This window comes from Lactiplantibacillus songbeiensis (genome assembly GCF_005405125.1).
In the GTDB taxonomy this organism is placed as follows: Bacteria; Bacillota; Bacilli; order Lactobacillales; family Lactobacillaceae; genus Lactiplantibacillus; species Lactiplantibacillus songbeiensis.
The window spans coordinates 1-25,264 of sequence record NZ_BJDL01000008.1; the positions used below are offsets into that span (position 1 = coordinate 1).

The 25,264-nt window shown below is 44.9% G+C and carries 19 protein-coding genes; 13 read left to right on the top strand and 6 right to left on the bottom strand.

Annotation, left to right across the window (positions count from 1 at the left end; genetic code table 11):
• Positions 1 to 499: 499 nt before the first annotated feature.
• From mnmG to rpmH, 6 genes are all read right to left on the bottom strand, one after another.
• The gene (gene mnmG, locus FFM77_RS02810) at positions 500 to 2,413 is read right to left on the bottom strand and encodes a tRNA uridine-5-carboxymethylaminomethyl(34) synthesis enzyme MnmG (protein ID WP_137634229.1); all 1,914 of its coding nucleotides are present in this window, start codon (positions 2,411 to 2,413) and stop codon (positions 500 to 502) included.
• Positions 2,414 to 2,437: 24 nt separating this feature from the next.
• The gene (gene mnmE, locus FFM77_RS02815; RefSeq protein WP_137634230.1) at positions 2,438 to 3,829 is read right to left on the bottom strand and encodes a tRNA uridine-5-carboxymethylaminomethyl(34) synthesis GTPase MnmE; all 1,392 of its coding nucleotides are present in this window, start codon (positions 3,827 to 3,829) and stop codon (positions 2,438 to 2,440) included.
• 242 nt (positions 3,830 to 4,071) lie between these two features.
• Positions 4,072 to 4,977: an RNA-binding cell elongation regulator Jag/EloR gene (jag, locus tag FFM77_RS02820; RefSeq protein ID WP_137634231.1), complete on the bottom strand. Its 906-nt coding sequence runs from the start codon at positions 4,975 to 4,977 to the stop codon at positions 4,072 to 4,074.
• Between the two features lie 327 nt (positions 4,978 to 5,304).
• Positions 5,305 to 6,138, bottom strand: a complete 834-nt coding sequence (gene yidC / locus FFM77_RS02825) for a membrane protein insertase YidC (protein ID WP_137634232.1) — start codon at positions 6,136 to 6,138, stop codon at positions 5,305 to 5,307.
• Between the two features lie 14 nt (positions 6,139 to 6,152).
• Positions 6,153 to 6,497 (bottom strand): ribonuclease P protein component, encoded by a 345-nt coding sequence (gene rnpA, locus FFM77_RS02830; protein WP_137634233.1) that lies wholly within the window; start codon positions 6,495 to 6,497, stop codon positions 6,153 to 6,155.
• A 117-nt stretch (positions 6,498 to 6,614) separates the two neighbouring features.
• On the bottom strand, positions 6,615 to 6,749 hold the full coding sequence (rpmH, locus tag FFM77_RS02835; RefSeq protein ID WP_137634234.1) for a 50S ribosomal protein L34: 135 nt from the start codon (positions 6,747 to 6,749) through the stop codon (positions 6,615 to 6,617).
• A gap of 507 nt (positions 6,750 to 7,256) precedes the next feature.
• On the opposite strand from rpmH, the gene dnaA reads away from it, so the two are divergent.
• The 13 genes from dnaA (at position 7,257) to FFM77_RS02900 (ending at position 25,258) form a co-directional block, all read left to right on the top strand.
• Positions 7,257 to 8,618 carry a chromosomal replication initiator protein DnaA gene (gene dnaA, locus FFM77_RS02840; RefSeq protein WP_137634235.1) on the top strand — a complete coding sequence of 454 codons (1,362 nt, stop codon included), beginning with the start codon at positions 7,257 to 7,259 and terminating at the stop codon, positions 8,616 to 8,618.
• 173 nt (positions 8,619 to 8,791) lie between these two features.
• On the top strand, positions 8,792 to 9,931 hold the full coding sequence (gene dnaN / locus FFM77_RS02845; RefSeq protein ID WP_137634236.1) for a DNA polymerase III subunit beta: 1,140 nt from the start codon (positions 8,792 to 8,794) through the stop codon (positions 9,929 to 9,931).
• A 950-nt stretch (positions 9,932 to 10,881) separates the two neighbouring features.
• Complete coding sequence (gene yaaA, locus FFM77_RS02850; protein WP_137634237.1) at positions 10,882 to 11,118, top strand: S4 domain-containing protein YaaA; 237 nt, start codon at positions 10,882 to 10,884, stop codon at positions 11,116 to 11,118.
• Positions 11,119 to 12,243, top strand: coding sequence for a DNA replication/repair protein RecF (gene recF, locus FFM77_RS02855; protein WP_137634238.1), 1,125 nt, complete (start codon positions 11,119 to 11,121; stop codon positions 12,241 to 12,243).
• Entirely contained in the window at positions 12,240 to 14,189 is a 1,950-nt protein-coding gene (gene gyrB / locus FFM77_RS02860) for a DNA topoisomerase (ATP-hydrolyzing) subunit B (RefSeq protein WP_137634239.1), read from the top strand. The genes recF and gyrB overlap by 4 nt, the downstream gene beginning before the upstream one ends.
• An 83-nt stretch (positions 14,190 to 14,272) precedes the next feature.
• Positions 14,273 to 16,852 (top strand): DNA gyrase subunit A, encoded by a 2,580-nt coding sequence (gene gyrA, locus FFM77_RS02865; RefSeq protein WP_137634240.1) that lies wholly within the window; start codon positions 14,273 to 14,275, stop codon positions 16,850 to 16,852.
• Positions 16,853 to 17,465: 613 nt separating this feature from the next.
• Entirely contained in the window at positions 17,466 to 17,765 is a 300-nt protein-coding gene (gene rpsF / locus FFM77_RS02870; protein ID WP_137634241.1) for a 30S ribosomal protein S6, read from the top strand.
• A 44-nt stretch (positions 17,766 to 17,809) separates the two neighbouring features.
• Positions 17,810 to 18,427 carry a single-stranded DNA-binding protein gene (gene ssb / locus FFM77_RS02875; RefSeq protein ID WP_137634242.1) on the top strand — a complete coding sequence of 206 codons (618 nt, stop codon included), beginning with the start codon at positions 17,810 to 17,812 and terminating at the stop codon, positions 18,425 to 18,427.
• Positions 18,428 to 18,462: 35 nt separating this feature from the next.
• Positions 18,463 to 18,699 carry a 30S ribosomal protein S18 gene (gene rpsR / locus FFM77_RS02880; RefSeq protein ID WP_057705745.1) on the top strand — a complete coding sequence of 79 codons (237 nt, stop codon included), beginning with the start codon at positions 18,463 to 18,465 and terminating at the stop codon, positions 18,697 to 18,699.
• A gap of 199 nt (positions 18,700 to 18,898) precedes the next feature.
• Positions 18,899 to 20,911 carry a DHH family phosphoesterase gene (locus tag FFM77_RS02885; RefSeq protein WP_137634243.1) on the top strand — a complete coding sequence of 671 codons (2,013 nt, stop codon included), beginning with the start codon at positions 18,899 to 18,901 and terminating at the stop codon, positions 20,909 to 20,911.
• A gap of 13 nt (positions 20,912 to 20,924) precedes the next feature.
• Complete coding sequence (gene rplI / locus FFM77_RS02890) at positions 20,925 to 21,377, top strand: 50S ribosomal protein L9 (protein WP_137634244.1); 453 nt, start codon at positions 20,925 to 20,927, stop codon at positions 21,375 to 21,377.
• Between the two features lie 15 nt (positions 21,378 to 21,392).
• Complete coding sequence (dnaB, locus tag FFM77_RS02895; RefSeq protein WP_137634245.1) at positions 21,393 to 22,832, top strand: replicative DNA helicase; 1,440 nt, start codon at positions 21,393 to 21,395, stop codon at positions 22,830 to 22,832.
• A 155-nt stretch (positions 22,833 to 22,987) separates the two neighbouring features.
• The gene (locus FFM77_RS02900; RefSeq protein WP_137634246.1) at positions 22,988 to 25,258 is read left to right on the top strand and encodes an ATP-binding cassette domain-containing protein; all 2,271 of its coding nucleotides are present in this window, start codon (positions 22,988 to 22,990) and stop codon (positions 25,256 to 25,258) included.
• The last annotated feature ends 6 nt before the right edge of the window (positions 25,259 to 25,264 follow it).

A 25,264-nucleotide genomic window follows, 5' to 3' on the forward strand; every position in this document is an offset into this window, starting at 1 on the left:
GAGCTGGGTATCTACGCTCATTTTATCCATTATCAGAACACCTCAGATTGTGTTCCAACTTTTGGGGTACACCTCAAGCCCGGTCTTCAAAACTGGCCTTGGCCTAAGTCCGAGCAGACCACTCACACTAAGGCCAACGACACGGCTGAGCATTTTAGGAACCAACCTCTCGGCTAAATGACCGGATTAAAAATAAACAATCGTTAATTTTTTATATCTGTTAATTAACGTCGGGCGGGCCAGAATTGGCTCAGTGGTGTCGTTTGACTTAGTCGAGTGATTTTCTCGAGTTAGTCAAAGCCCGGCTTATGAGACCGCTTTGTGGCTCATAAACGCGGCCACCACGTTCCAGCCGATTCTGGACCAACTAGAGTGACAATTTAAACCAGCTAGCACCAAGCGTAGTCACTATCCAACCAGACTTCCAAATGTTTTCAATAACTAACTGACAAGCACAAAAAAACGGCAACTAGCCATCACAACTAGTCACCGTTTTTAGTTAATCTTGAACTTTAGCAATCCGCCCTTGTTGAATGTAAACACTCAAAATAGCGATGTCAGCGGGATTGACCCCACTAATCCGGGAGGCTTGTGCAATCGTCGCTGGTTGAATCTTCTTCAGCTTTTGATGGGCTTCAGTTGCTAAGCCGTCAATTGCATCGTAATCAATCCGATCAGGAATTTTCTTAGCTTCCAGCTTCTTCAAGTGGGCCACGCGTTCTTCAGCCTTTTTGATGTAGCCGGCATACTTGATTTGAATTTCAACTTGTTCAATAATATGCCGTTCCAATGGTTCTGGCGCTGCGGGAATAAACCGCATCAGATCAGCATAGCTGACTTCTGGTCGCTTCAAGAAATCGGCAGCCAAAACGCCATCTTTAAGTTCACCAGAATGACGTTCGCGCAAGAATTCGTTCACGGCATCATTAGGTTTGATACGGATGTTGTCCAATCGGTCAAGTTCATTTTTAATTGCTTGGCGTTTAGCTTCAAAAGCTGCATACCGGTCATCGTCAATCAACCCTAAATCATGCCCCTTATCTGTTAAGCGTAAGTCCGCATTATCATGCCGTAAAATTAACCGATATTCCGCCCGACTAGTTAACAAACGATAAGGTTCATTCGTCCCCTTTGTCACCAAATCATCGATCATGACCCCAATATAGGCATCACTACGCTTTAAGGTCAATTGACCACGATCTAGCGCCCGTAAACCGGCATTAATCCCAGCAATCAACCCTTGACCAGCAGCTTCTTCATAGCCAGAAGTCCCATTGGTTTGGCCGGCGGTATACAGATTCTTTACCAGCTTGGTTTCTAGCGTTGCGCGTAATTGATAGGGTGCTACCACGTCATATTCAATTGCATAACCAGGCCGCATCATCTCAGCGTCTTCCAGACCTTTAATTGAATGTAAGATGTCTTGTTGGACTTCTTCTGGCATCGACGTTGATAATCCTTGAACATACCATTCATCCGTATTACGGCCTTCCGGTTCCAAGAATAATTGATGCCGCTTCTTGTCGGCAAAACGAACAATCTTGTCTTCAATTGATGGGCAATATCGTGGACCAACCCCTTCGATCACACCAGTAAACATCGGCGCCCGGTCGAGATTGTCCCGAATAATCTTATGTGTGGTTTCGTTGGTATACGTTAACCAGCAAGATAATTGATGTTTTAAGTCAATATAGTCCTCATCCTTGGTTTCAAAGCTAAAGTGATGCGGTTCGGGATCACCTGGTTGTTCTTCGGTCACACTATAATCAATCGTGTTCCCGTCAACCCGTGGTGGTGTCCCAGTCTTAAACCGTTCAAGGTCAAACCCGAGCTTTTCCAAGTCGCCAGATAACTTCATCGCTGGCTGAGAATTATTAGGACCTGACGAATACATTAATTCGCCGATAATAATCTTCCCACGGGCGGCCGTACCAGTTGTTAAGACCACACTTTTGGCACTGTAACGGGCCCCAGTATTCGTGATAACCCCTTTGCAGACACCATCTTCCACGATCAAGCCATCCACGATACCTTGACGCAAGGTCAAGTTAGGTTCGCGTTCAATCGTATGTTTCATTTCAGCATGATAAGCATGCTTATCTGCTTGGGCCCGGAGTGCACGCACAGCGGGACCTTTACCAGTATTTAACATCCGCATTTGGACATAAGTCTTATCAATATTGCGGCCCATTTCGCCCCCTAAGGCGTCAATTTCACGGACCACAATGCCTTTCGCCGGCCCCCCGACGGATGGATTACAAGGCATGAAGGCCACCATATCTAAGTTGATGGTCATCAGTAACGTGCGGTTACCCATTCGGGCCGCTGCTAAAGCCGCTTCCGAACCGGCATGGCCAGCACCTACGACGATGACGTCATAGTCGCGGCCAGCGTATTGCTTTACTTCTGTCATGATTAACTTTTCCTCCGTACGACGCTACTTACCCAGACAAAATTGGCTAAATAGTTGATCAATTAATTCATCTTCATAGCTATCCCCGGTAATTTGTCCCAGGAATTCCCAACAACGGGTCATATCGATCTGAACCAAGTCAACGGGCATCCCGGCTGCAATCCCCGTTTGAACATCTTGCAAGGCTTGCTTGGCTTGGTGCAATAACCCGATATGACGGGCGTTAGTGACCATCACATTATTTTGACTACTTTCGATGCCTTCATTAAAGAACATCTTCGCAATCCGTTGTTCCAACTGTTCAACACCCGCCTGTTGTAAGACCGACATACTCATGACATCAGCCATATCAACGTTATCAGCGAGTTTCGCCTGATCAAGCTTAGCAGGTAGATCGGTCTTGTTTAAGATCACGATCCGCTTGGAATCATTTGTTTCAGCAAGTAATTCCAAATCTTCAGCGGTTAACGGTTGACTGTTATCTAAAACTAACAAGACCAGGTCAGCGGCACCAATGGCTTTGCGGCTCCGTTCAACCCCGATCTTTTCGACCTTATCTTCAGTATCACGAATCCCAGCCGTATCGACTAGTTTCAACGGCACCCCGCGGACATTGACGTATTCTTCAATCACGTCCCGCGTGGTTCCAGCGACATCCGTCACAATCGCTTTATCTTCATGCAACAAATGATTTAGTAAACTCGACTTACCAACGTTAGGCCGCCCAATAATCGCGGTTGCTAACCCTTCACGCAAGACTTTTCCTTGCTTGGCGGTTGCCAACAATTGATCGATACTTTGACCCACTTCAGTTGCCTTTTCAGTCAGCATCTTCGTGGTCATCGCTTCGACCGCATCATATTCCGGATAATCGATATTGACTTCGACTTGTGCCAACACATCTAAGATATCTTGCCGTAGATGCCGAATTAAGGTCGATAAATCACCGTCTAATTGATTTAAGGCTACTTTCATCGACTTATCGGTCTTAGCCCGAATCAAGTCCATCACGGCTTCAGCTTGAGAAAGGTCTAGCCGGCCGTTTAAGAAGGCTCGCTTGGTAAACTCACCTGGTTCCGCCATCCGCGCCCCATGACTCAAAATCAACTGTAGAATCTCATTTGTTGCCACGAGACCACCGTGACAGTTGATTTCAATCACATCTTCACGCGTATATGTCTTGGGTGCCCGCATCACGGAAGCCATCACTTCATCGACTTCTTGCTTCGTATCAGGGTCAATAATATGCCCGTAATTAATCGTATGGGAGTTAACCTTGCTTAAATCTTTCCCTTTAAAAATGCGAGCTACAACGTTAAACGTCTGCTCACCACTAATCCGGATAATCGAAATACCACCTTCACCAGGTGGGGTCGAAATTGCCGCAATCGTATCAAATTCCGTGGTCGTCGGCATGTCATCATTTCCTTTCATTTGCTGTCTGAATAGCGCTTTACCGCCTAATACTATACCAAGTTTTACTTACAATTAGTTAACAATATGTCCTAAAATGCAGAAAAAAAGCGCCTAGTCCACGCCACCTTAAAGCGTGGATAAAGCACTTTGACTACTTTATCTAAAAGATAAGAATGATTACCACTTACTATAATAGCTCATTTGTCGTTTGTCAAACGCCTGTTTGTGCTCACTAAAAAGAGCTATTTACGAATCGCCACAACGACGGCTCGATGCGGATCACGGCCCTCAGAAAAAGTCGTCACATGATGATTGTCAGCCAGTTCGGCATGAATTAATTTTCGTTCAAACGATGGCATCGGATCCAAGAAAACTTGTTTGCCAGTCGCAATCGCTTCACGTGCCGTACTTTCAGCCAAGCGTTTCAAAGTGTCTTCTCGACGTTCCCGATAATCATCAACGTCTAAGACAACATTGACGTGTGACGCACCATGATGATTCATGTACACTTGCGCTAAATCTTGTAACGCATTGATGGTCCGCCCATGCTTGCCGATTAATAGCCCTTGCTTGGGCGTGTCAAAGTTCAAGCTGGCATATCGATTACCAAAATCGACATCCAAATCAGCAGTAATGCCAAGTTGCTTCACCACTTCTAACAAGTAGGCGCTCAAATCTCGAACGGCTTGTTCATTTGCCGCTTGCCGCGCCGCAATTTCAGCCGGTGTCCGCGTAGGCACTTCATTAGCTGAAGCTTTAACTGGCTTGGCTGGTTTGGACTTGGCCACTTTGCTGGGTTTAGTCGACTTAACCGGTTTAGCCACTGCTTTGGGTTTCGCTTGGTGAGCCACCTTTTTAACTGGTTTAGTTGTTACTGGCCGTTGCGGTGTCACCGGTTGCGTTGGTACTGCTGCTTGAGCTGGTTTAGAACCAACTGCCGATTTAGCGGGCGTCGCCGTTTTAGCCGCAATTGATTGCGGTGCTGGCTTAGCAATCAACGCAACCTTAGCGGGGCGCTTACCAAGTCCTAGGAACCCTTTCTTGGGATTTTCAAGTACGTCAATTTTAACGTTGTCACGGGTCGTTTGCATTTGCTTAAGGCCCGTCGCAATTGCTTCAGCGACGGTAGGTCCTTCAAATACTGCCATATTGCTGTTTCCTCCTCGTAAAAATACCTGTGTTTATTATAGCATTGAACTAGGAGGCATGGGAATTGCGGGTTGAGGCGTGACATTGTGGGTTAGATTGGAATTTTATTGACTGTTTTCATTTTTGACCGATTGGTAAAATAGCAGTGCTTTTTTCTATAATCTTAGTCACTTGCCGAAACGTTTTCGGGTTGACTGGGAAATGCCACTCGCTATGTCATCAGCACTGCTCGGAAACTCATGGCGTCATCCTAAAAGCTCGGCCCCAAATTATCAGCCCAAACACGCAAAAAAAGACCCACCACATGGCAGGTCTACTCAATCGTATTAACGTTTATGATTTCTGATCGCACGCTTTTTGGCACGTTCAATCGTACGTTGACGGTCTTTTTCTTTTTGCTTCTTGGCTTCTCGTTCGCGATTGATCTTGAATGGGTTTTGCAACAACATTGTTTGACCAACTTGGAACGCGTTAGAAATAACCCAGTATAGTGACAACGCGGATGGCACGTTGATGGCAGTAATCAAAATGACTAACGGCATCAAGTACGTCATCCATTGCGTCATCCCATTTTGTTCTGGTTGCGACTTCATCGCTAACCAGGAACTAGCAAACGTGAATAACGCCGCTAGGATTGGCAAAACGTAATACGGATCTTTATCACCAAGTTGCAACCATAAGAAAGTCCCAGTCTTCAAGACTTTAGTACGCCAAATTGCTTGATATAACGCAATCAGAATCGGCATTTGAACTAACAATGGTAACATGCTGGCCATTGGGTGCACGCCATACTTACTGTAAAGCTTCTTCATCTCGGCTTGTAGCTTTTGTTGTGTTTCCATATCCTTAGATGAATATTGCTTTTGTAAAGCCTTCATCTGTGGTTGGATTTCTTGCATCGCAAGCATACTGCGAGTTTGGAAGATCATTAACGGTAAGATGATGATCCGGATGATCAACGTAAAGGCGATAATCCCTAAGCCGTAGCTGTGACCGAACAAGTGCGATAACCAAATAATCGCCCGTGAGAAGTTCAGGATGACACCGCCATCCCAAAACCCGGTACTCTGCTCCGTAATTGGGGTATTACTACACCCAGTCAGTACTAGCGCAATTGCCAGCACGGAAAGCATTGCCAGTATTTTTCTGTACTTTTTCAAACGAATATCCTCACTTAATCATTGTCCAGCAGGTGCGCTAGCTTTAGCGCATGGCTAAGATAAGCTTTGATTTCAGCTTGCGACTTACCAGCAACACTCGGCCGTGCAATCACGAGAAAGTCAACCGTTGTAGGCAACTGTGGCTTTAACTCAGTAATTGACTGTCGAATCCGCCGTTTGACCCAATTCCGAGCAACAGCATTCCCAATCTTTTTACCAACTGAGATACCGACGCGAAAATGTGGTTGTGCAGGCTTGTCCAAAACGTAAATGACAAATTGACGATTGGCATACGAGTTGCGGGTTTCAAAAACCTGCTGAAAGTCAGCTTCTTTTTTGACCCGATATGATTTTCGCATAATCCATCTCCATGTGTGCGCTCAAGCTCACCTGAGCAAATCGCTGCACAACTTTACAGCCCTGAACGACCGAAGTCACTCAGGACTGTAAAGAAAAAGCCACTGATTATCAGTGGCCTATGCAGACAATACTTTTCTGCCTCGTTGGCGTCGACGGGCTAACACTTTACGGCCTGTGCTGGTGCTCATCCGTTTGCGGAAACCATGGACACGTGAACGATGCCGCTTCTTTGGTTGGTAAGTTCTCTTCATCATGACACCTCCTTCTCTATAATGACATGAATCAATTCGATTAAGTCGTTATTTTCAAAACGCAGTCTATTCTAAAACGCATTTCCTAGATACTATAGCATAGATTTACTAATTTGAAAACCTCGAAATTAATAATCCCGTCAACTATTACCAATGATTTTAGCGAATAACTTGTGGCTAGCCCTGTGGATGATTGTGAATTACCTTTTGACTGTCCCCAAGTTACACACAGCCTTATTGACAAAATAACGGGGTGTGATTTAGTTATCCACAGCGTGTTTATTTTGTGTGCATAACCTTTTGAAACGTTAGTCTGTCAAAGCCACTTTTAACCACCTTTTTGTGGACAACTCTGCTTTTCTCCAAAATCCTCCAGTTTTAGACACCCTGTGTATAACTTTAAAAACAGCTTGTGATTTCAATTTACATTCTTATCGGCTGCCTGTGGAAAACTTTTAACGTTCATGCTAAAATAGACTTACGTTTTTTAAGAAAAGGGGTATCCATGTGCTGGATCGTAATGACTTATGGAACATCATTAAGTTCTCCCTAAAAAGTGATCTCTCATCGATGACTTTTCAAACATTCGTCGAGCCGGCCAATCCGCTGCAACTAAATAAATCGCAAATGACGATTGAAGTCCCAACTAAACTTCATCGTGACTATTGGGAAAAAAATCTCGCTGAAAAATTCAGCGACTATGCTTTCCAAGCGACCAATGAGCAGATTGAACCAGTAATGATCACAGAGGAAGAACGTCAGCAGCTTACGGAAAAATCGCAAGCATCTACCGGTAACGTTGCAACCGAAAAATCGGCGACCGCAACTACCCCCACATTTATGCGGGAAACGAAACTCAATCCGAAATATACCTTTGATAGCTTCGTCATTGGCAAGGGGAACCAAATGGCCCATGCCGCGGCGTTGGTCGTGTCGGAAGAACCCGGCACGATGTATAATCCATTGTTTTTCTACGGGGGCGTCGGACTGGGCAAGACCCATTTGATGCACGCGATTGGCAACAAACTTCTCGATTCGAATCCAAATGGCAAGGTTAAGTACGTCACCAGTGAAGCGTTCACCAATGATTTGATTAACGCTATCCAAACTGGGACACAAGAATCGTTTCGTGAAGAATACCGTAATGTTGACTTATTATTAGTTGATGATATTCAATTCTTTGCTAATAAGGAAGCTACTCAAGAAGAGTTCTTCCATACATTTAATGCGTTATATGAAGATGATAAACAGATCGTCCTCACCTCTGATCGCTTACCAAATGAAATTCCGAAATTACAAGATCGGTTAGTTTCTAGATTTAAGTGGGGGTTATCCGTTGATATTACCCCACCTGATCTTGAAACCCGAATTGCCATTTTGCGTAACAAAGCGGATCTTGAAGGGATTGCGATCCCCGATGATACCCTAAGTTACATTGCGGGACAGATCGATTCTAATGTCCGCGAACTTGAGGGTGCTTTAGCTCGAGTTCAAGCTTACTCACAATTAAACAAATCACCCATCACCACGAGTTTAGTGGCCGATGCATTGAAGAGCTTAAACCTTAATAGTAAGCTATCAGAAGTGTCGATTCCCGTTATTCAGGAAAAAGTCGCCAAGTATTACCATATTACAATGGCTGACATTAAGGGGAAGAAACGTAATAAACAGATCGTTAATCCACGCCAAATCGCGATGTACCTAGCACGAGAGTTAACAGATAGTTCACTCCCACGCATTGGTAACGAGTTTGGCGGTAAAGATCACACCACGGTCATCCATGCTTGTGATAAGATTTCCGCGGCACTCAAAACCGATACCGAATTACAACAAGCTATCGGTGATCTGAAAAGTCAGCTAAAAGCGTAGTGTGGATAAATTCTAATAACTCTAAAAGTTTTCCACAACTTATGCACATGTGGAAAACTCGATGGTTAGTAGGGTTACAAAACTTTTCCACAGTACCCACTGCCCTACTATTACTACGATCTTTTATCTATTAATCTATATAAACCCGTGTCACCAAGAAGAGAGGATACCTTATGAAGTTCACGATCAATCGATCAGCTTTTATTAAAGAATTAAATAATGTGCAACGCGCAATTTCATCTAAAACCACCATTCCGATATTAACCGGACTAAAAATCGACGTTGCAACGGATGGCTTAACCCTAACCGGTAGTGATGCCGATATCTCAATTGAAACCACGATTCCCGCTGACGACGAAAACAATACGTTGGTCGTTGAAGAACCTGGTTCAGTTGTCCTAACAGCCCGTTTCTTCAGTGAAATCGTTAAGAAATTACCAGAAGATACGATGACCATTGCGTTAGTTGATGGGTTCCAAACCCAAATCACTTCCGGCGCGGCTTCATTTACCATCAATGGCTTAGATCCGGAAAACTATCCACATTTACCTGAAATCGATACAACTAACACCATTACGTTAGCCGGTGATGTCTTCAAAGAACTTATTGGCCAAACCGTAATTGCCGTTTCAAATCAAGAAAGTCGGCCAATTTTAACTGGGGTTCACTTTATCTTGAAAGACGGCGAATTTTTAGCGGTTGCTACCGATTCACATCGGTTAAGTCAACGTAAGATCAAGTTACCAGAAGCCAACAATGCCAATTACGACGTGATTATTCCAGGGAAGAGTTTAACGGAATTATCTCGGATGATTGGGGATGACAATCCGGATGTCCAAATGCGCTTATCTGAAAATCAAGTGCTATTTGTGTTAGGCAAGACCTCGTTTTATTCACGTTTGCTGGAAGGTAACTATCCCGATACGTCACGGTTAATTCCTAAAGAATCAAACACCACGGTCGAAATTGAAGCCCCAGCATTGTCAGCAGCAATCGAACGGGCCTCACTACTGTCACATGAAAGTCGTAATAACGTGGTGCGTTTCTCGGTTAATCCAACAGACAAAACCATTACGATTTTTGGGAATTCACCAGATGTTGGGGAAGTTACGGAACAATTACAACCCGCTGAACTCAATGGTGATGAACTTGAAATTTCGTTTAACCCGGATTACATGAAAGAAGCTTTACGGTCATTCGGCCAAGCCATGATCAAGATTTCATTCACGATGGCTTTACGGCCATTTACCCTGGTGCCAACTGAAGAAGGCGAAAACTTTATTCAGTTGATCACGCCAGTGCGGACCTTTTAATTGAGTTGAATAAATATACAAAGTGATGCTAAAGGCGACCAATCAAATACTGATTGGTCGCCTTTTTTTGTTGGTAGTAAAGTGACTGATAGTGGGAGGTTGATAGGCTATTTACGTTACCGTAACTTTTACAGTTACACTGACTTGGAACGATATACACTTGTATCCAATTGTTGTTTCAAAAAGAGTTTAATAAAAGTGGAATTTTGAACAGCTAACGCTATGTTACACAGTAATAGCAAGTGATGTTTGGTGCTAGTTGGATTAAATTGCCACTCTGGTTGGCCCAGAATCGACTGGAACGTGGTGACCGCGTTTTTGAGCCACAAGACGGTTTCAAAAGCCGGGCTTTATTAAGTCGAAAACCATGACTAAGCTAAACGACACCACTGAGCTAATTTTGGACCGCCCGGCGATAAGTGTTAATCACCAGATAGTCATCATTTAATCCCCAGATTTAGCCGAGAGCTTGTTTTTTAAAATGTTCAGCCGTGTCGCTGGCCTTAGCACGGGTGGTTTGCTCGGACTTAGACCAACGACAGTTTTGAAGACCGCCCTTTGGTGTCAAAATGGTCCATGGCGTTCCAGCATTTTAGAAACCTACCAGCAGGCGGTAATTGGAACTAGCACCAAGCTCAAAATAGACTTAAATCAGGGATAGTAACGCGATTTTATCCAGATTAAACGATAAACAGTGAGTTACTAATTCTTGAAAAGTGATTTTCAGTCGATTTTGAGCCTGAAAAAACAGTAAATTTGTTAAAATCGGCAAATTTTTCGAATTTTAGCGAATTTACCCCCAGGTTGGTACCCCGACATTAGTTTTGCTTAAATCGGCTTAAACTGGCTCTAAATGCGGTTATAAATTGAATTTTCATTAAAAAAACGGTATAATATAACTTGTTATAAGTCGGTTTACAGTAGTCTTGAAAGGTTAGGCAGGTGACATTTTGAAAAAGCCAGTCCAAATTAATACGCCCTTTATTACACTCGGGCAGTTACTAAAAGAAGAAGCCATCATCAGTTCTGGTGGTCAGGCCAAGTGGTTCTTACAAGAATACGACGTTTTGGTCAACGAAGAACTTGACGATCGGCGTGGTCGCAAACTTTATCCTGGTGATACGATCGTGATCGCTGATAATGGTGAATTTGTGATTCAGTCCCAATCAACAGAAACGACTGATTAAATGTATCTAGAAAATTTAGTGCTCCATGATTTTCGTAATTACGCGGACTTGCAGGTGACCTTTAAGCCTGGGGTCAACGTCTTACTCGGCGAAAATGCCCAGGGAAAAACGAACTTGCTAGAAGCCATCTATGTACTGGCCTTAACTCGTAGTCATCGGACCGCCAATGATAAAGAATTGATTCGTTGGCAAACGACGACGGCCACGTTAAAAGGCCGCTTACATAAAGCGACTGGTAGTGTGCCGTTAGAACTGGAATTGGGCCGCCGCGGGAAACGGGCCCGGGTCAATCATCTGGAACAAGCCAAACTATCACAATATATCGGCAACTTAAATGTGATCGTCTTTGCACCGGAAGATCTATCGATCGTTAAGGGGGCACCGGCGATTCGCCGGCGATTTATGGATATGGAATTTGGTCAGATGAGTCCTAAATACCTCTATAACCTGAGTCAGTACCGCACTATTTTAAAACAACGCAATCAATACTTGCGGCAATTGAACCGTCAGCAAGCGAAAGATAAGGTCTATTTAGGGGTCCTATCTGATCAGCTGGCGGCATTTGGCGCCGAAATTATTGCTAAACGTTTAGAGTTATTGCAGCAACTTGAAAAATGGGCACAAGCTGTCCACGCGGAAATTACGCAAGACCAAGAGCAACTGACTTTTCACTATGTCACCCAAGTTGACGTGGCCGAAAATCCGACCGCGGCGCAACTATATCCGGCGTTGCAGGCGTTATATGCCCAGCAACAAGCCAAAGAAATCTTTCAAGGCACGACTTTACTCGGGCCGCATCGCGATGATTTGCAATTCAGTGTTAATGGGAAGAACGTCCAAACGTATGGCTCTCAGGGGCAACAGCGTACCACGGCATTATCCGTTAAGTTAGCTGAGATTGACCTCATGAAAGCTGAAACAGGGGAGTATCCGGTATTATTACTGGATGACGTCTTGTCAGAATTAGACACTGCCCGTCAGACACATTTACTGACGGCAATTCAAGATAAAGTCCAAACGTTCTTGACCACTCCGAGTTTGGATGGGGTGGCCCGTAAATTAATAAATGCGCCAAAGGTGTTTGACGTTAGCCATGGCATTTTACATGAGGAGGAACCGCATTGACCGAAGATGAAAAAGAAACCAAACGTGAGCGGGCGCATGAATATGACGCCAGCCAGATCCAAGTTTTGGAAGGCCTTGAAGCTGTTCGTAAGCGTCCCGGGATGTATATCGGGACGACCAGTAGCCAAGGGTTACACCATCTAGTTTGGGAAATTGTCGATAACGGGATTGATGAAGCGTTAGCTGGTTTCGCTAACGAGATTCACGTCACCGTTGAAAAAGATAATAGTATTACGGTAACTGATAACGGCCGAGGAATTCCGGTCGGGACGCAAAAGAAGACTGGCAAACCCGCTTTGGAAACGGTCTTTACGATTCTGCATGCCGGTGGTAAGTTCGGCGGCGGCGGTTATAAAGTTTCTGGTGGGTTACACGGGGTCGGTGCATCGGTCGTCAACGCGTTGTCATCGGAACTAGATGTCAAAGTTATTCACGATGGCAAGATCTATTACATGGACTTTGCACGGGGCAAAGTAAAGACGCCAATGAAGGTCATCGATGACCATGCACCAGCTGATGGGCATGGGACGATCGTGCATTTCTTGCCAGATCCAGATATTTTCCGTGAAACCACGACTTACGATATCAATATCTTAACAACGCGAATTCGTGAATTAGCATTCTTGAATAAGGGACTACAGATTACGATTCGGGATAATCGGCCAGCTGAACCTACTGAACAAGATTTCTTGTATGAAGGTGGGATTCGGCATTATGTTGAATTTTTAGATAAGAATAAAACCGTGTTATTCCCAGAACCCATCTATGTTGAAGGCGAACAAAACGGGATTACCGTTGAAGTGGCCTTACAATACACCGATGACTATCACAGTAATCTGATGACCTTTACGAACAATATCCATACGTACGAAGGTGGGACCCATGAAGAAGGGTTCAAACGGGCTTTAACCCGAGTTATCAATGATTATGCGCGCAAGAATAACTTGCTGAAGGATAACGAACCTAACTTATCCGGGGAAGATGTGCGTGAAGGGATGACCGCGGTTGTCAGTGTTAAGCATCCAGACCCGCAATTTGAAGGACAAACTAAGACCAAGTTGGGGAACTCCGATGCCCGGGCAGCCGTTGACCGGTTATTCTCAGAACACTTTAATAAGTATTTGCTCGAAAATCCAAGTATTGGCCGTAAAGTGGTCGATAAAGGGACGTTAGCATCGAAAGCCCGGGTTGCTGCCAAACGGGCACGTGAAGTGACGCGGAAGAAGAGCGGCCTGGAAATCAGTAACTTACCTGGTAAATTAGCTGATAACACGAGTAAAGATCCTGAAATCAGTGAATTATTCATTGTCGAAGGGGATTCTGCCGGTGGTTCCGCTAAACAAGGGCGGTCACGGTTAACGCAGGCTATCTTGCCGATTCGTGGGAAAATCTTAAACGTTGAAAAAGCCAGCATCGATAAGATCCTGGCCAACGAAGAAATTCGGTCACTCTTTACGGCGATGGGGACTGGCTTTGGTGGTGACTTTGACTTGAGCAAGGCCAATTACCACAAGTTGATCATCATGACTGATGCCGATGTCGATGGGGCCCATATCCGGACCTTGTTGTTGACGTTATTCTATCGGTACATGCGGCCATTAGTTGATGCTGGTTTCGTATACATTGCGCAACCACCGTTGTATCAAGTTCGCCAAGGAAAATTTGTCCGTTATATTGATTCGGATGACGAATTGAGTGAAGTCTTAGGTCAATTAGCACCATCACCGAAGCCCGTTGTTCAACGGTATAAAGGGTTAGGTGAAATGGACGCGGAACAATTATGGGAAACGACCATGGATCCAGAAAAGCGGCGTTTGTTGCGGGTTCGCGATGAAGATGCGGCCGATGCTGATGACGTCTTCTCTATGTTAATGGGCGATCAAGTTAAACCACGGCGTGAATTTATTGAAGATAATGCGGTGTTCGTTAAGGATCTCGATGTTTAAGCACCGATTTAAAAAGCAAATAAAGTCAATATAATTTGACGAATGAACGTAATTAATAACATCGATAAAGGAGGATGCAAGACTTGGCTGAATCAGAGTTACCAAATCGAATAACCGATGTGAACTTGTCGAAGACCATGCGAACGTCATTTCTAAGCTATGCCATGAGTGTTATCGTGGCGCGGGCGTTACCAGATGTGCGTGATGGGTTAAAACCAGTTCACCGGCGGATCTTATATGGCATGAGCGAACTTGGGGTGACCCCCGAAAAACCGTATAAAAAATCAGCCAGAATCGTTGGGGATGTCATGGGGAAGTATCATCCGCATGGCGATTCCGCAATTTATGAATCAATGGTTCGAATGGCCCAAGACTTTAGCTATCGCTACATGTTAGTGGATGGTCATGGGAACTTTGGGTCTGTCGATGGTGATGGCGCGGCCGCGATGCGGTATACCGAAGCGCGAATGAGCAAGATTGCCGTTGAAATGCTGCGCGACATTAACAAAGACACGGTTAATTGGCAGCCTAACTATGATGATACAGAACGAGAACCAGAAGTACTCCCAGCCCGTTTTCCAAACTTATTAGTTAACGGGGCGACCGGGATTGCGGTCGGGATGACGACCAATATTCCACCGCATAACTTGTCAGAAGTGATTTCGGCGATCCATATGTTGATGGATAATCCCGATGTTACCACGGCGGACCTGATGGAAGCCGTACCTGGTCCTGACTTCCCAACTGGTGGGATTGTCATGGGTAAATCCGGGATTCGTAAAGCTTATGAAACGGGTCGCGGGAATATCATTATTCGGGCTAAAGTGGATATTCAAGACCAAAAGAACGGTAAACAACGGATTATCGTGACTGAATTGCCTTATATGGTCAATAAAGCCAAGTTAATCGAACGGATCGCGTCATTAGCCCGGGACAAAGAAATCGAAGGTATCACTGATATCAACGATGAAAGTGACCGTGAAGGGATGCGGGTCGTGATTGATGTGCGGCGTGATGCCAGTGCGTCAGTTATTCTGAACAATCTGTATAAGATGACTTTAATGCAAACAAACTTCGGCTTTAACATGTTAGCCATCGTTAAGGGTGCGCCGAAAGTCTTAAGCTTAAAGCAAATCTTAATCTATTATTTGGAACATCAAGAAGATGTTATTCGGCGCCGGACCCAATTTGATTTGAAGAAAGCGCAAGCACGAGCTCATATTTTGGAAGGCTTGCGGATTGCGCTGGATCATATCGATGAAATCATTCGGATTATTCGTCAATCGGAAACGAGTGACATCGCTAAGAACCAATTGATGGATAACTATGGGTTATCTGATAAGCAAGCTCAAGCCATCTTGGATATGCGCCTGGTTCGGTTAACTGGTTTGGAACGTGAGAAGATTGAAAGTGAATACCAAGAACTTTTGAAATCAATCACGGATTACAAAGCTATCTTAGCCAGCAAAGATCGGATCAACCAAATTATTTATGAAGAATTGCTTGAAATTCAACGTAAATTTGGCGATGCACGCCGGACGGAATTAATGATTGGTGAAGTCTTGAGTCTTGAAGATGAAGACTTGATTGAAGAAGAAGAAGTCGCCGTGACCTTGACACATAACGGCTACATCAAACGCTTGCCAACGACTGAGTTCAAGTCACAACATCGTGGTGGTCGTGGGATTCAAGGGATGGATGTTCATGATGATGACTTCATTGAACATTTATTGACGACGTCTACGCATGATGTGTTGTTATTCTTCACGAATGCTGGGAAAGTTTACCGGATGAAAGCCTATGAGATTCCTGAATATGGTCGAACGGCCAAAGGGATTCCCGTGATTAACTTATTAGGGGTGAACTCCGGTGAAAAGATCCAAGCGGTTGTCAACGTGCACGATGCGGCTGATGACAGCGACGATTATCTCTTCTTTACGACCTTGAAAGGGGTCGTAAAGCGGACCCCAGTGTCAGAATTTGCCAATATCCGAAGTAATGGGCTCAAAGCCATTACGTTGAAAGACGATGATGAATTAATCGGTGTGACGATTACGGATGGTCATCAAAATATGATCATTGGGACACATGCTGGTTATGCCGTTAGCTTCGATGAGACAACGGTTCGTTCTATGGGCCGGACCGCTGCTGGGGTTCGTGGGATTCGCTTACGCGACGCGGACTATGTCGTCGGTTTCGATATTCTAAAGCCTGATAGCAAAGTCTTTATCATTACTGAAAAAGGTTATGGTAAACAAACGCCAGCTGGTGAATACCCAATCAAGGGTCGTGGCGGTAAAGGGATTAAGACCGCTAACGTCACCGAAAAAAATGGGCCATTAGCAGGTTTAACGACCGTTGAAGGTGCCGAAGATATCATGGTCATGACAGATCATGGCGTCATGATTCGCTTCAATATTGCGACCGTTTCTCAAACGGGTCGGGCAACGCTTGGCGTCCGCTTGATTCGTTTGGATGATGGTGGCAAGGTTGCCACGATGGCCAAGGTTGATCCAGAAGTGGATGCCCCAGATGACGATACTGAAGTTGCCAGTGATGGCGCGGAAGTTAGTGATAGTGCGACGACTGAACCGGCATCAACGAGTGTTGTTGATGATGACTCATCGGCGACGGAAGCTAAGCCAACTGATCAACAAGATTAATAATTAGTAAATTCAAAACGGATGATTGTCAGTCAAATGGCGATCATCCGTTTTTAGTTTAGTACGCTTGATGCTAGTTGGATTAAACCGCCACTCTGGTTGGCCCAGAATCGGCTGGAACGTGGTGACCGCGTTTTCGAGCCACAGTGCGGTGGGGTTATCTCTAAGTCGGAAAATCACCGACTAAGATACACTGAGCCAATTCTGGGCCGCCCGTCGTTAACTAACGGAAATTAAAAAAATAGCAATTGATTATTTTTAGTTCCGTTAGTTAGTCGAGCCGTTGGATTCTAAAATGCTCCGGCTTGCCAGTGATATCGCTTGTGTTTCCAGCCGATACTGGTCCAATCGGGATGGCAAGCCTAAGCTAACTAAGCTGGTACTAGTTTTAAAATAATTTCCCGGGAAATAAACGGAAAATTTCAACCCCTTGCGTAGTTTATTAACGTATCGAGCTTAGGAAGCTTTTTGTTTTGTCGGCTGTTTCAAACCTTGCAACAAATTGACTTAGATGCTATACTATTTATTCGTGAGTATCTAAGCAAAACTTAGATTACTTTCCTTGCTCTTTCAAAAGGAAAGGGCCTGAAGTCCATAAGGAGGTGCAAATTTCATGAGTGAATCAAAGAAATATGAAATTACTTACATCGTACGCCCAGACATCGACGACGCTGCTAAAACAGCTTTAGTTGAACGTTTTGACAAAATCTTAACTGATAACGGTGCGGAAGTAATTGATTCAAAAGACTGGTCGAAGCGTCGTTTCGCATACGAAATCGGCGGGTTCAACGAAGGTACTTATCATATCGTTAACGCTACAACGACTGATGATGCCGCTTTGAACGAATTTGATCGGCTTTCAAAGATCAATGATGACATTTTACGTCACATGATCGTTCGTCGCGAAGATTAATTCAAACTAAATCGAAATAAATTACGAGAGGAGCACTTCTGTTTATGATAAACCGTTCAGTTCTTGTTGGCCGACTAACAAGAGATCCTGAGTTACGATACACAGCTGGTGGTGCGGCAGTGGCAACATTTTCGTTAGCCGTTAACCGTAATTTCACCAATCAAAATGGGGAACGTGAAGCTGATTTCATCAACTGCGTCATTTGGCGTAAAGCTGCTGAAAACTTTGCGAACTTCACCCACAAAGGGTCGCTAGTTGGGATTGATGGCCGGATTCAAACCCGGAATTATGAAAACCAACAGGGCCAGCGGGTCTATGTAACAGAAGTGGTCGTTGAAAACTTCTCATTATTGGAATCCCGTGCTGAATCCGAACGTTATCGTGCCAACAATGGTGGCGGTAGCGCACCGACTAATAACGGTGGCGGCTACAACCAGAATAACAATAGTGGCTACAGTCAAAACGGCCAAAATGCAGCTCCTCAGCAATCTTCATCAAATAACAACAATAATCCTTTTGGCAATGGGAATGCGGCTGGTGCCAGCACGAGCGGTAGCGCTAATAATAGTGCCCCTGCAAGTAGTGCGAACAACAACCAAGCTGATCCATTTGCTAATAACGGGGATCAAATTGATATTTCAGATGATGATTTGCCATTCTAAGCAGGTCAACTGCTAATTAGAGGAGGGAAATATCTATGGCACAACAAAGAAGAGGTGGCCGTCGTCGTCGTAAAGTCGACTTCATCGCCGCAAACCATATCGAATACATCGATTATAAAGATACTGACTTATTACGTCGCTTCGTTTCCGAACGTGGGAAGATTTTGCCACGTCGAGTAACTGGTACGAGTGCTAAGAACCAACGTTCTTTAACAATCGCTATCAAGCGGGCACGGATCATGGGCTTATTGCCATTCGTTTCCGAAGAATAATTAAGTCTTTTAAAAACCACGGGATTAATTCCGTGGTTTTTTATTTTGTCCTTAATTCAATAGGAAACGATGACCCAAAAGCCATCTAACAGATTGTTAGGTCAAGATTGTCAACGAGGTTTCACGTGACCGAGACTGAATGCTGGCATGGTTTGTGATAAAATATAACTATTACTGAGAACTCTCGAGGGAATTTCAAATGAAAAAACTTTTTTCGCGCGAAAACATTCCATTTTTCTTACAAAATCAACCATTGCGGCTGTTATCGCTAGTGATTTTAGGTCTGTCACTGATTACTTTAGTGACTGGATTTTTAATGAACTGGATCTTTGGGACGATCGTGTTGGTCTTAATCATTATGGGCGGTGTGATGTCTTACAATACCCTGATTGAATTAAGTTCAAGCGCCACGGAATATATATCGGATCTGTCATATCGTATTAAACGGGGTGAACAAGAGGCCTTAATTCAAATGCCGATTGGCGTCATGCTCTTTAATGCGGACCAAACAATCGAATGGGTTAATCCGTACTTGCAGCGCTATTTTGGCAATCAAGATGTGCTGGGGTATAAGTTAGCAGACATTGACCAAGAGCTGGCAGCGGCCATTAAAGCGCACCAGGACCAACCGGCCACGATTCGTTGGCAAGATTACCAGTTTGATTTACGCGTGCAGCAGAGTACCAATACGGTCTATCTGATGGACGTGACCAAATATGCCGAACTCGCTGATCAGTTTGAAGATGAAAAGTTAGTCATTGGCCAAGTGTTCTTGGATAACTATGATGAGATTACGCAGTCAATGGCGGATACGGATATTTCTAATTTAAATAATTATGTCACTAACGAGTTGTCACAATGGACGCAAACGTTTGGGATGTACTTGAAACGCTTAGATGATGATCATTTCTTCGTCTTAGGCTATGCTAGCAGTTTACGGCGGGTGGAAGAAAATAAATTCCGCATTCTTGATCGTATTCGTGAATCGACATCCAAGCAAAATTTCCCGTTAACGTTGAGTATCGGGATTGCTTATGGGGAACGGAATATGAATAACCTCGCCGACTTAGCGCAGAGTAATATGGATCTGGCATTAGGCCGTGGTGGGGATCAAGTCGTGGTCAAAGCCGAAGATGAACCGGCGCGTTTCTATGGTGGAAAGACCAATCCAATGGAAAAGCGGACCCGAGTTCGGGCACGGATGATTAGCCAAACGTTGATTGAACTAATGAATCAATCGGACCAAGTCTTTGTCCAAGGCCATCATCAACCAGATATGGATGCCGTTGGTGCTTGTTTAGGGATTCGTCGGATTGCGGAAATGAATGGCAAGCAGTGTTGGATCGTCTTAGATGAGCAGAATCTACATTCGGATATTCAACGTCTATTGGATCAATTAAAGCTTGATGATGATATTGAATCAGCAATTATTTCACCCGCTGAAGCCTTAGAAAAGGCCACTGATCAAAGTTTGTTAGTGATGGCGGATCATTCTAAGCCAAGCATCTCAATGTCACAAGCACTTTATCAGCGATTAGAAAATCGCGTGATGATTATCGATCACCATCGCCGGGGCGAAGAATTTCCCGAAAATCCGGTTTTGGTTTATATTGAACCATACGCATCATCAACTTGTGAACTGATTACGGAAATGTTCGAATATCAGTCACATGACGCAGAACCAATCAATAAGATTGAAGCGACCGCCATGTTGACGGGGATTGTGATTGATACGAAGTCCTTCTCGTTGCGTTCAGGGTCACGGACCTTTGATGCGGCGAGTTACTTACGATCAGCGGGTGCTGATAGCTTGCTGGTCCAACAGTTCATGAAGGAAAATGTCGATAGCTACTTACAACGTAATCATCTAATTGAATCCGTCGAATTTGTTAATCAGGACATGGCATTGTGTGTCGGGGAAAATGATCAGGTCTATGATCCGGTCACAGCAGCCCAGGCTGCAGACTCCCTATTATCCATGTCTGGCGTTGACGCGTCGTTTGTCATCACTCGCCGAGAAGATGGTCGGGTCGGTATTTCGGCGCGGTCGTTGGGTGAAATCAATGTTCAAGTGTATATGGAACGCTTGGGCGGGGGTGGCCATTTATCGAATGCGGCGACTCAGATTGAAGGCCAATCGGTCGATGAAGTTAAACAAGCATTAACGGATTTATTGACGGCAACTGATGATGAAGATTCAGAATCTAATTAGGAGTGAATAAATGATGAAAGTTATTTTTTTGAGTGATGTACGTGGTAAAGGTCAACGAGGCCAAATTAAAAATGTTCCAGATGGGTATGCCCAAAACTTTTTAATCAAAAAAGGGTTAGCTAAAGAAGCGACTAAAGCCGCCATTAATACCTTGAAGGCTGAAAAGAAGTCAGAAGCCGCTCGTGAAGCGGAAGAATTAGCCACAGCTAAAGCCACTAAAACGGCTTTAGAATCTGACGCGACGGTGGTCGAATTACAAGCCAAAGCCGGGACTGATGGCCGATTATTCGGTTCGATTCCTAGCAAGCAGATTGCGACCGCTTTGGCGGATCAATTCCAAGTGAAATTGGACAAACGTAAGATTGAATTACCAGACCCAATTCGGGTGTTAGGTTACACAAACGTGCCCGTTAAGCTTCATCCAGAAGTAACCGCGAAGATTCGCGTGCACGTTGTCGAAAAGTAAAAGGACGGACCGCGAATGAACAATGATGTGCTGGATCAAACGCCACCCCAAAATATTGAGGCCGAAAAAGCCGTTTTAGGGGCAATTTTCTTAAATGGTGACGCACTGGTCGAAGCGATGGAATTCGTGGAAGCGCAAGATTTTTATCGGCGTGCGCATCAACTTATTTTTGCCAGCATGGTCACGTTAAATGACCGCGATGAGGCGATTGATGCCGTGACGGTTAGTGATCTACTAACGGCGCAAAATCAATTAGATGATGTCGGCGGCATGAGTTATATTGCTGAATTGGCCGGTTCCGTGCCGACAGCGGCCAACGCTGGTTATTATGCCAAAATTGTCGCTCAAAAGGCAACGGTTCGGCGTTTGATTAAGACGACGACCGAAATTACGACGAAAGCGTACACTGAAAATGATGATGTGACGACCTTACTGGATGATGCCGAACGTGACATTATGAATGTATCGGAGCAGCGGAATCAAAGTGGATTTAAGTCGATTTCGGATGTCTTAAATTCATCGATTGAAGAAATTGATCGATTGTATCAAAATGATGATGATATTACCGGCTTACCAACTGGCTTTACCGAACTTGATAAGATGACGGCCGGATTACAGCCGGATAACTTGATTATCTTAGCGGCGCGGCCCGCCGTTGGGAAGACGGCCTTTGCGTTGAATATTGCGCAAAATGTCGCGACTAAGACCGATACGACGGTTGCCATTTTCAGTCTAGAAATGGGTGCCGAGTCGTTAGTTAACCGGATGTTGTGTGCAGAAGGTAGTATCGATGCCGGACATTTGCGAACCGGACAACTGGATGAAGAAGAGTGGGAACACTTAGTAGTGGCGATGGGGAGTTTGTCCAAAGCCAGTATCTTTATCGATGATACGCCGGGGATTAAAATGTCTGAAATTCGGGCTAAGAGTCGGCGGTTGTCAAAAGAGCAAGGTAATCTTGGCTTGATCGTGGTCGATTATTTGCAGCTGATTGAAGGCGGCAATACCGAAAGTCGGCAACAAGAAGTGTCGGAAATTTCACGGCAAATGAAAAAGTTAGCGAAGGAATTAGGTATTCCCGTCATTGCGCTATCCCAGTTATCACGTGGGGTTGAACAGCGACAAGATAAACGACCGGTCTTATCTGATATTCGTGAATCCGGCTCAATTGAACAAGATGCCGATATCGTTGCGTTCTTATACCGGGAAGATTATTACCGGGATGAAGATGGCGATGATGATAGCGGTGGCGGTAATTTTGGTGGCAACGGTGGCGGCGACTTCAATGGCGGCGATCCCCGTGACCAAGACGCCTCGGAAGATGTCGGTGAAGTCGAAGTGATTATTGAAAAAAACCGGGCCGGGGCGCGAGGAACGGTGAAGTTATTGTTCGTTAAACCGTTCAATAAATTCTCATCAGTCTCCTATGCGCAAGACCCACAAAATCCAAGTTAAGCTATAAAGTCCAACTAGCGATCGGTTAGTTGGACTTTTTTTGTTTTCAGATTGATCATCTTCGGTGACCAGTTTTCAGTGACCGAAAAAATTTTAGAATGTGGTATGGTGGATGAGTAGGTGTTTCGAACGGTTAAGTGAGAGGGGTAACTTGAATGCAACCAGTTTTTAAGCGTGATTTTATTGAGATTAACGATGCAACGCAAAATAATCTGCAACATGTGTCGTTGCGAGTACCGAAGTACGACACAACCGTATTTGTCGGCTTGTCCGGTTCTGGTAAATCGTCACTGGTATTCGATACGATTGCGGCGGCATCACGGCGGGAATTGAATGAAACATTTCCCAGTTTTACGCAACAGTATCTCCCCAAATACGGTCAACCACATGTCAGTGAGATTGATCATTTACCAGTAGCAATTGTGATTGAGCAGCAGCGCTTGGGGAAGAATGCTCGCTCAACATTGGCGACTTATACCGGAATCTACTCGTTGATGCGGCTGTTGTTTTCACGGATTGGCCAGCCTTTTATTGGTTATTCCGACAGCTTCTCATTCAATTTACCACAAGGCATGTGCCCAACTTGTCAGGGGTTAGGCTATGTCGATGATATTGATGAACAGCATTTAATTGATCCAGATAAGTCGTTGAATCAAGGCGCCATCACGTTTGTTAGCTTTGGTCCTGATACTTGGCGTTGGCGGCGGTACGCAACGAGCGGCTTATTCGACAATGATAAACCCATTAAGGATTACTCAGCCGCCGAATACGACTTGTTGATGCACGCGCCTCAGCAAAAGCTCAAACATCCGGGTGACGGGTTCCCACGGACAGCGTTATATGAAGGGGTCGTCCCCCGGATTCGGCGCTCGGTGATTGGTAAAAAGGAAGCGGAGCATCATCGGGAGGCTATTTCTCAAATCGTGACGCGGAAACCTTGTCCTGATTGTCAAGGGACGCGTCTAAAGCCGGTCGTCTTATCTAATCGGATCAATGGTCAAAACATTGCTGAGGTGACGGCGATGGATTTGCGGCACGTGCTTGGCTTTCTACAGCAGATTACCGCACCGTTAGCGACGGATGTTGTCCGTGAGTTGCGGACGAAGATCCAGTCATTAGTTGATATTGGTTTAGGTTATTTGACGCTGGATCGGGGGACGAGCTCATTGTCCGGTGGGGAAGCGCAGCGGATTAAGATTGCCAAGTATCTCACCAGTGCCTTAGTCGATATGGTGTATATTTTGGATGAACCAAGCGTGGGTTTGCATCCACATGATATTCAGCTGGTCAAACAAGCGTTGACACGATTGAAGGATAAGGGCAATACCATTTTGATTGTGGAACATAATCCCGCGATGATTGATTTTGCAGACTATGTGGTTGAAATGGGGCCACAAGCCGGCCAAGGTGGTGGTCAAGTTACCTTTACTGGCACATACCCTGAACTATTGGCGTCGGATTCATTGACTGGTAAATGGCTGCGCCAGACCCATCATTGGGGCGCTGAACGGCAACCAACCGGGCAATTAGCTTTGCGCCAGGTTACCCAAAATAATCTGAAACAGGTTGATGTGGATGTGCCATTGGGCGTGATGACCGTTATCTCTGGTGTGGCTGGTTCGGGGAAGTCTTCATTGGTGACCGCCTTGAAAAGCCAATTAAAGGGTCCTTATATCGATCTAGCTCAGGCGCCGGTTGGACTCAATAGTCGATCGACCCCCGCGACTTACTTGGGACTTTTGGATGAGATTCGCAAGTTATTTAGTCTGGCGAATCAGCGAGTGGGGACTAGCTTGTTCAGCTATAATGGCAAAGGTGCTTGTCCGCGTTGTAAAGGTAAAGGGGTCACGATTACGAACATGGCTTTTATGGATCCGGTCGTGCAGACTTGTGAGCTTTGTCATGGAAAACGCTATAGTGACGACTCGTTACAGTACACGTATCAAGGGAAGAATATTGCCGAAGTCCTACAGTTGTCAGTGAGCGCCGCGGTGACTTTCTTCCAAGCGACACCTAGATTAGCCGTGCAATTGACGAATTTGGATCGCGTAGGTTTAGGCTATTTAACCTTGGCCCAACCTCTAACTACATTGTCTGGTGGCGAGTTACAACGACTTAAATTAGCGGTCGAACTTGGTAAAAAAGGCACCATCTATTTGTTGGATGAACCGACTGCTGGCTTGCATATGCAAGATACGGCTCGTTTATTGACGTTATTTAATGCGTTAGTGACGGCTGGTAATTCGCTGATTATCATTGAACACAATTTGGATGTCATTGGTCAGGCGGACTGGTTGATTGATGTTGGCCCCGATGCCGGACGCTACGGTGGTCAGATTCAGTATAGCGGTACGCCACGGAAATCGATCAACGTGGCTAAATCACGAACTGGCGTGGCCTTAAAGGCTTGGATTACTGCTAAGTAGGACTTT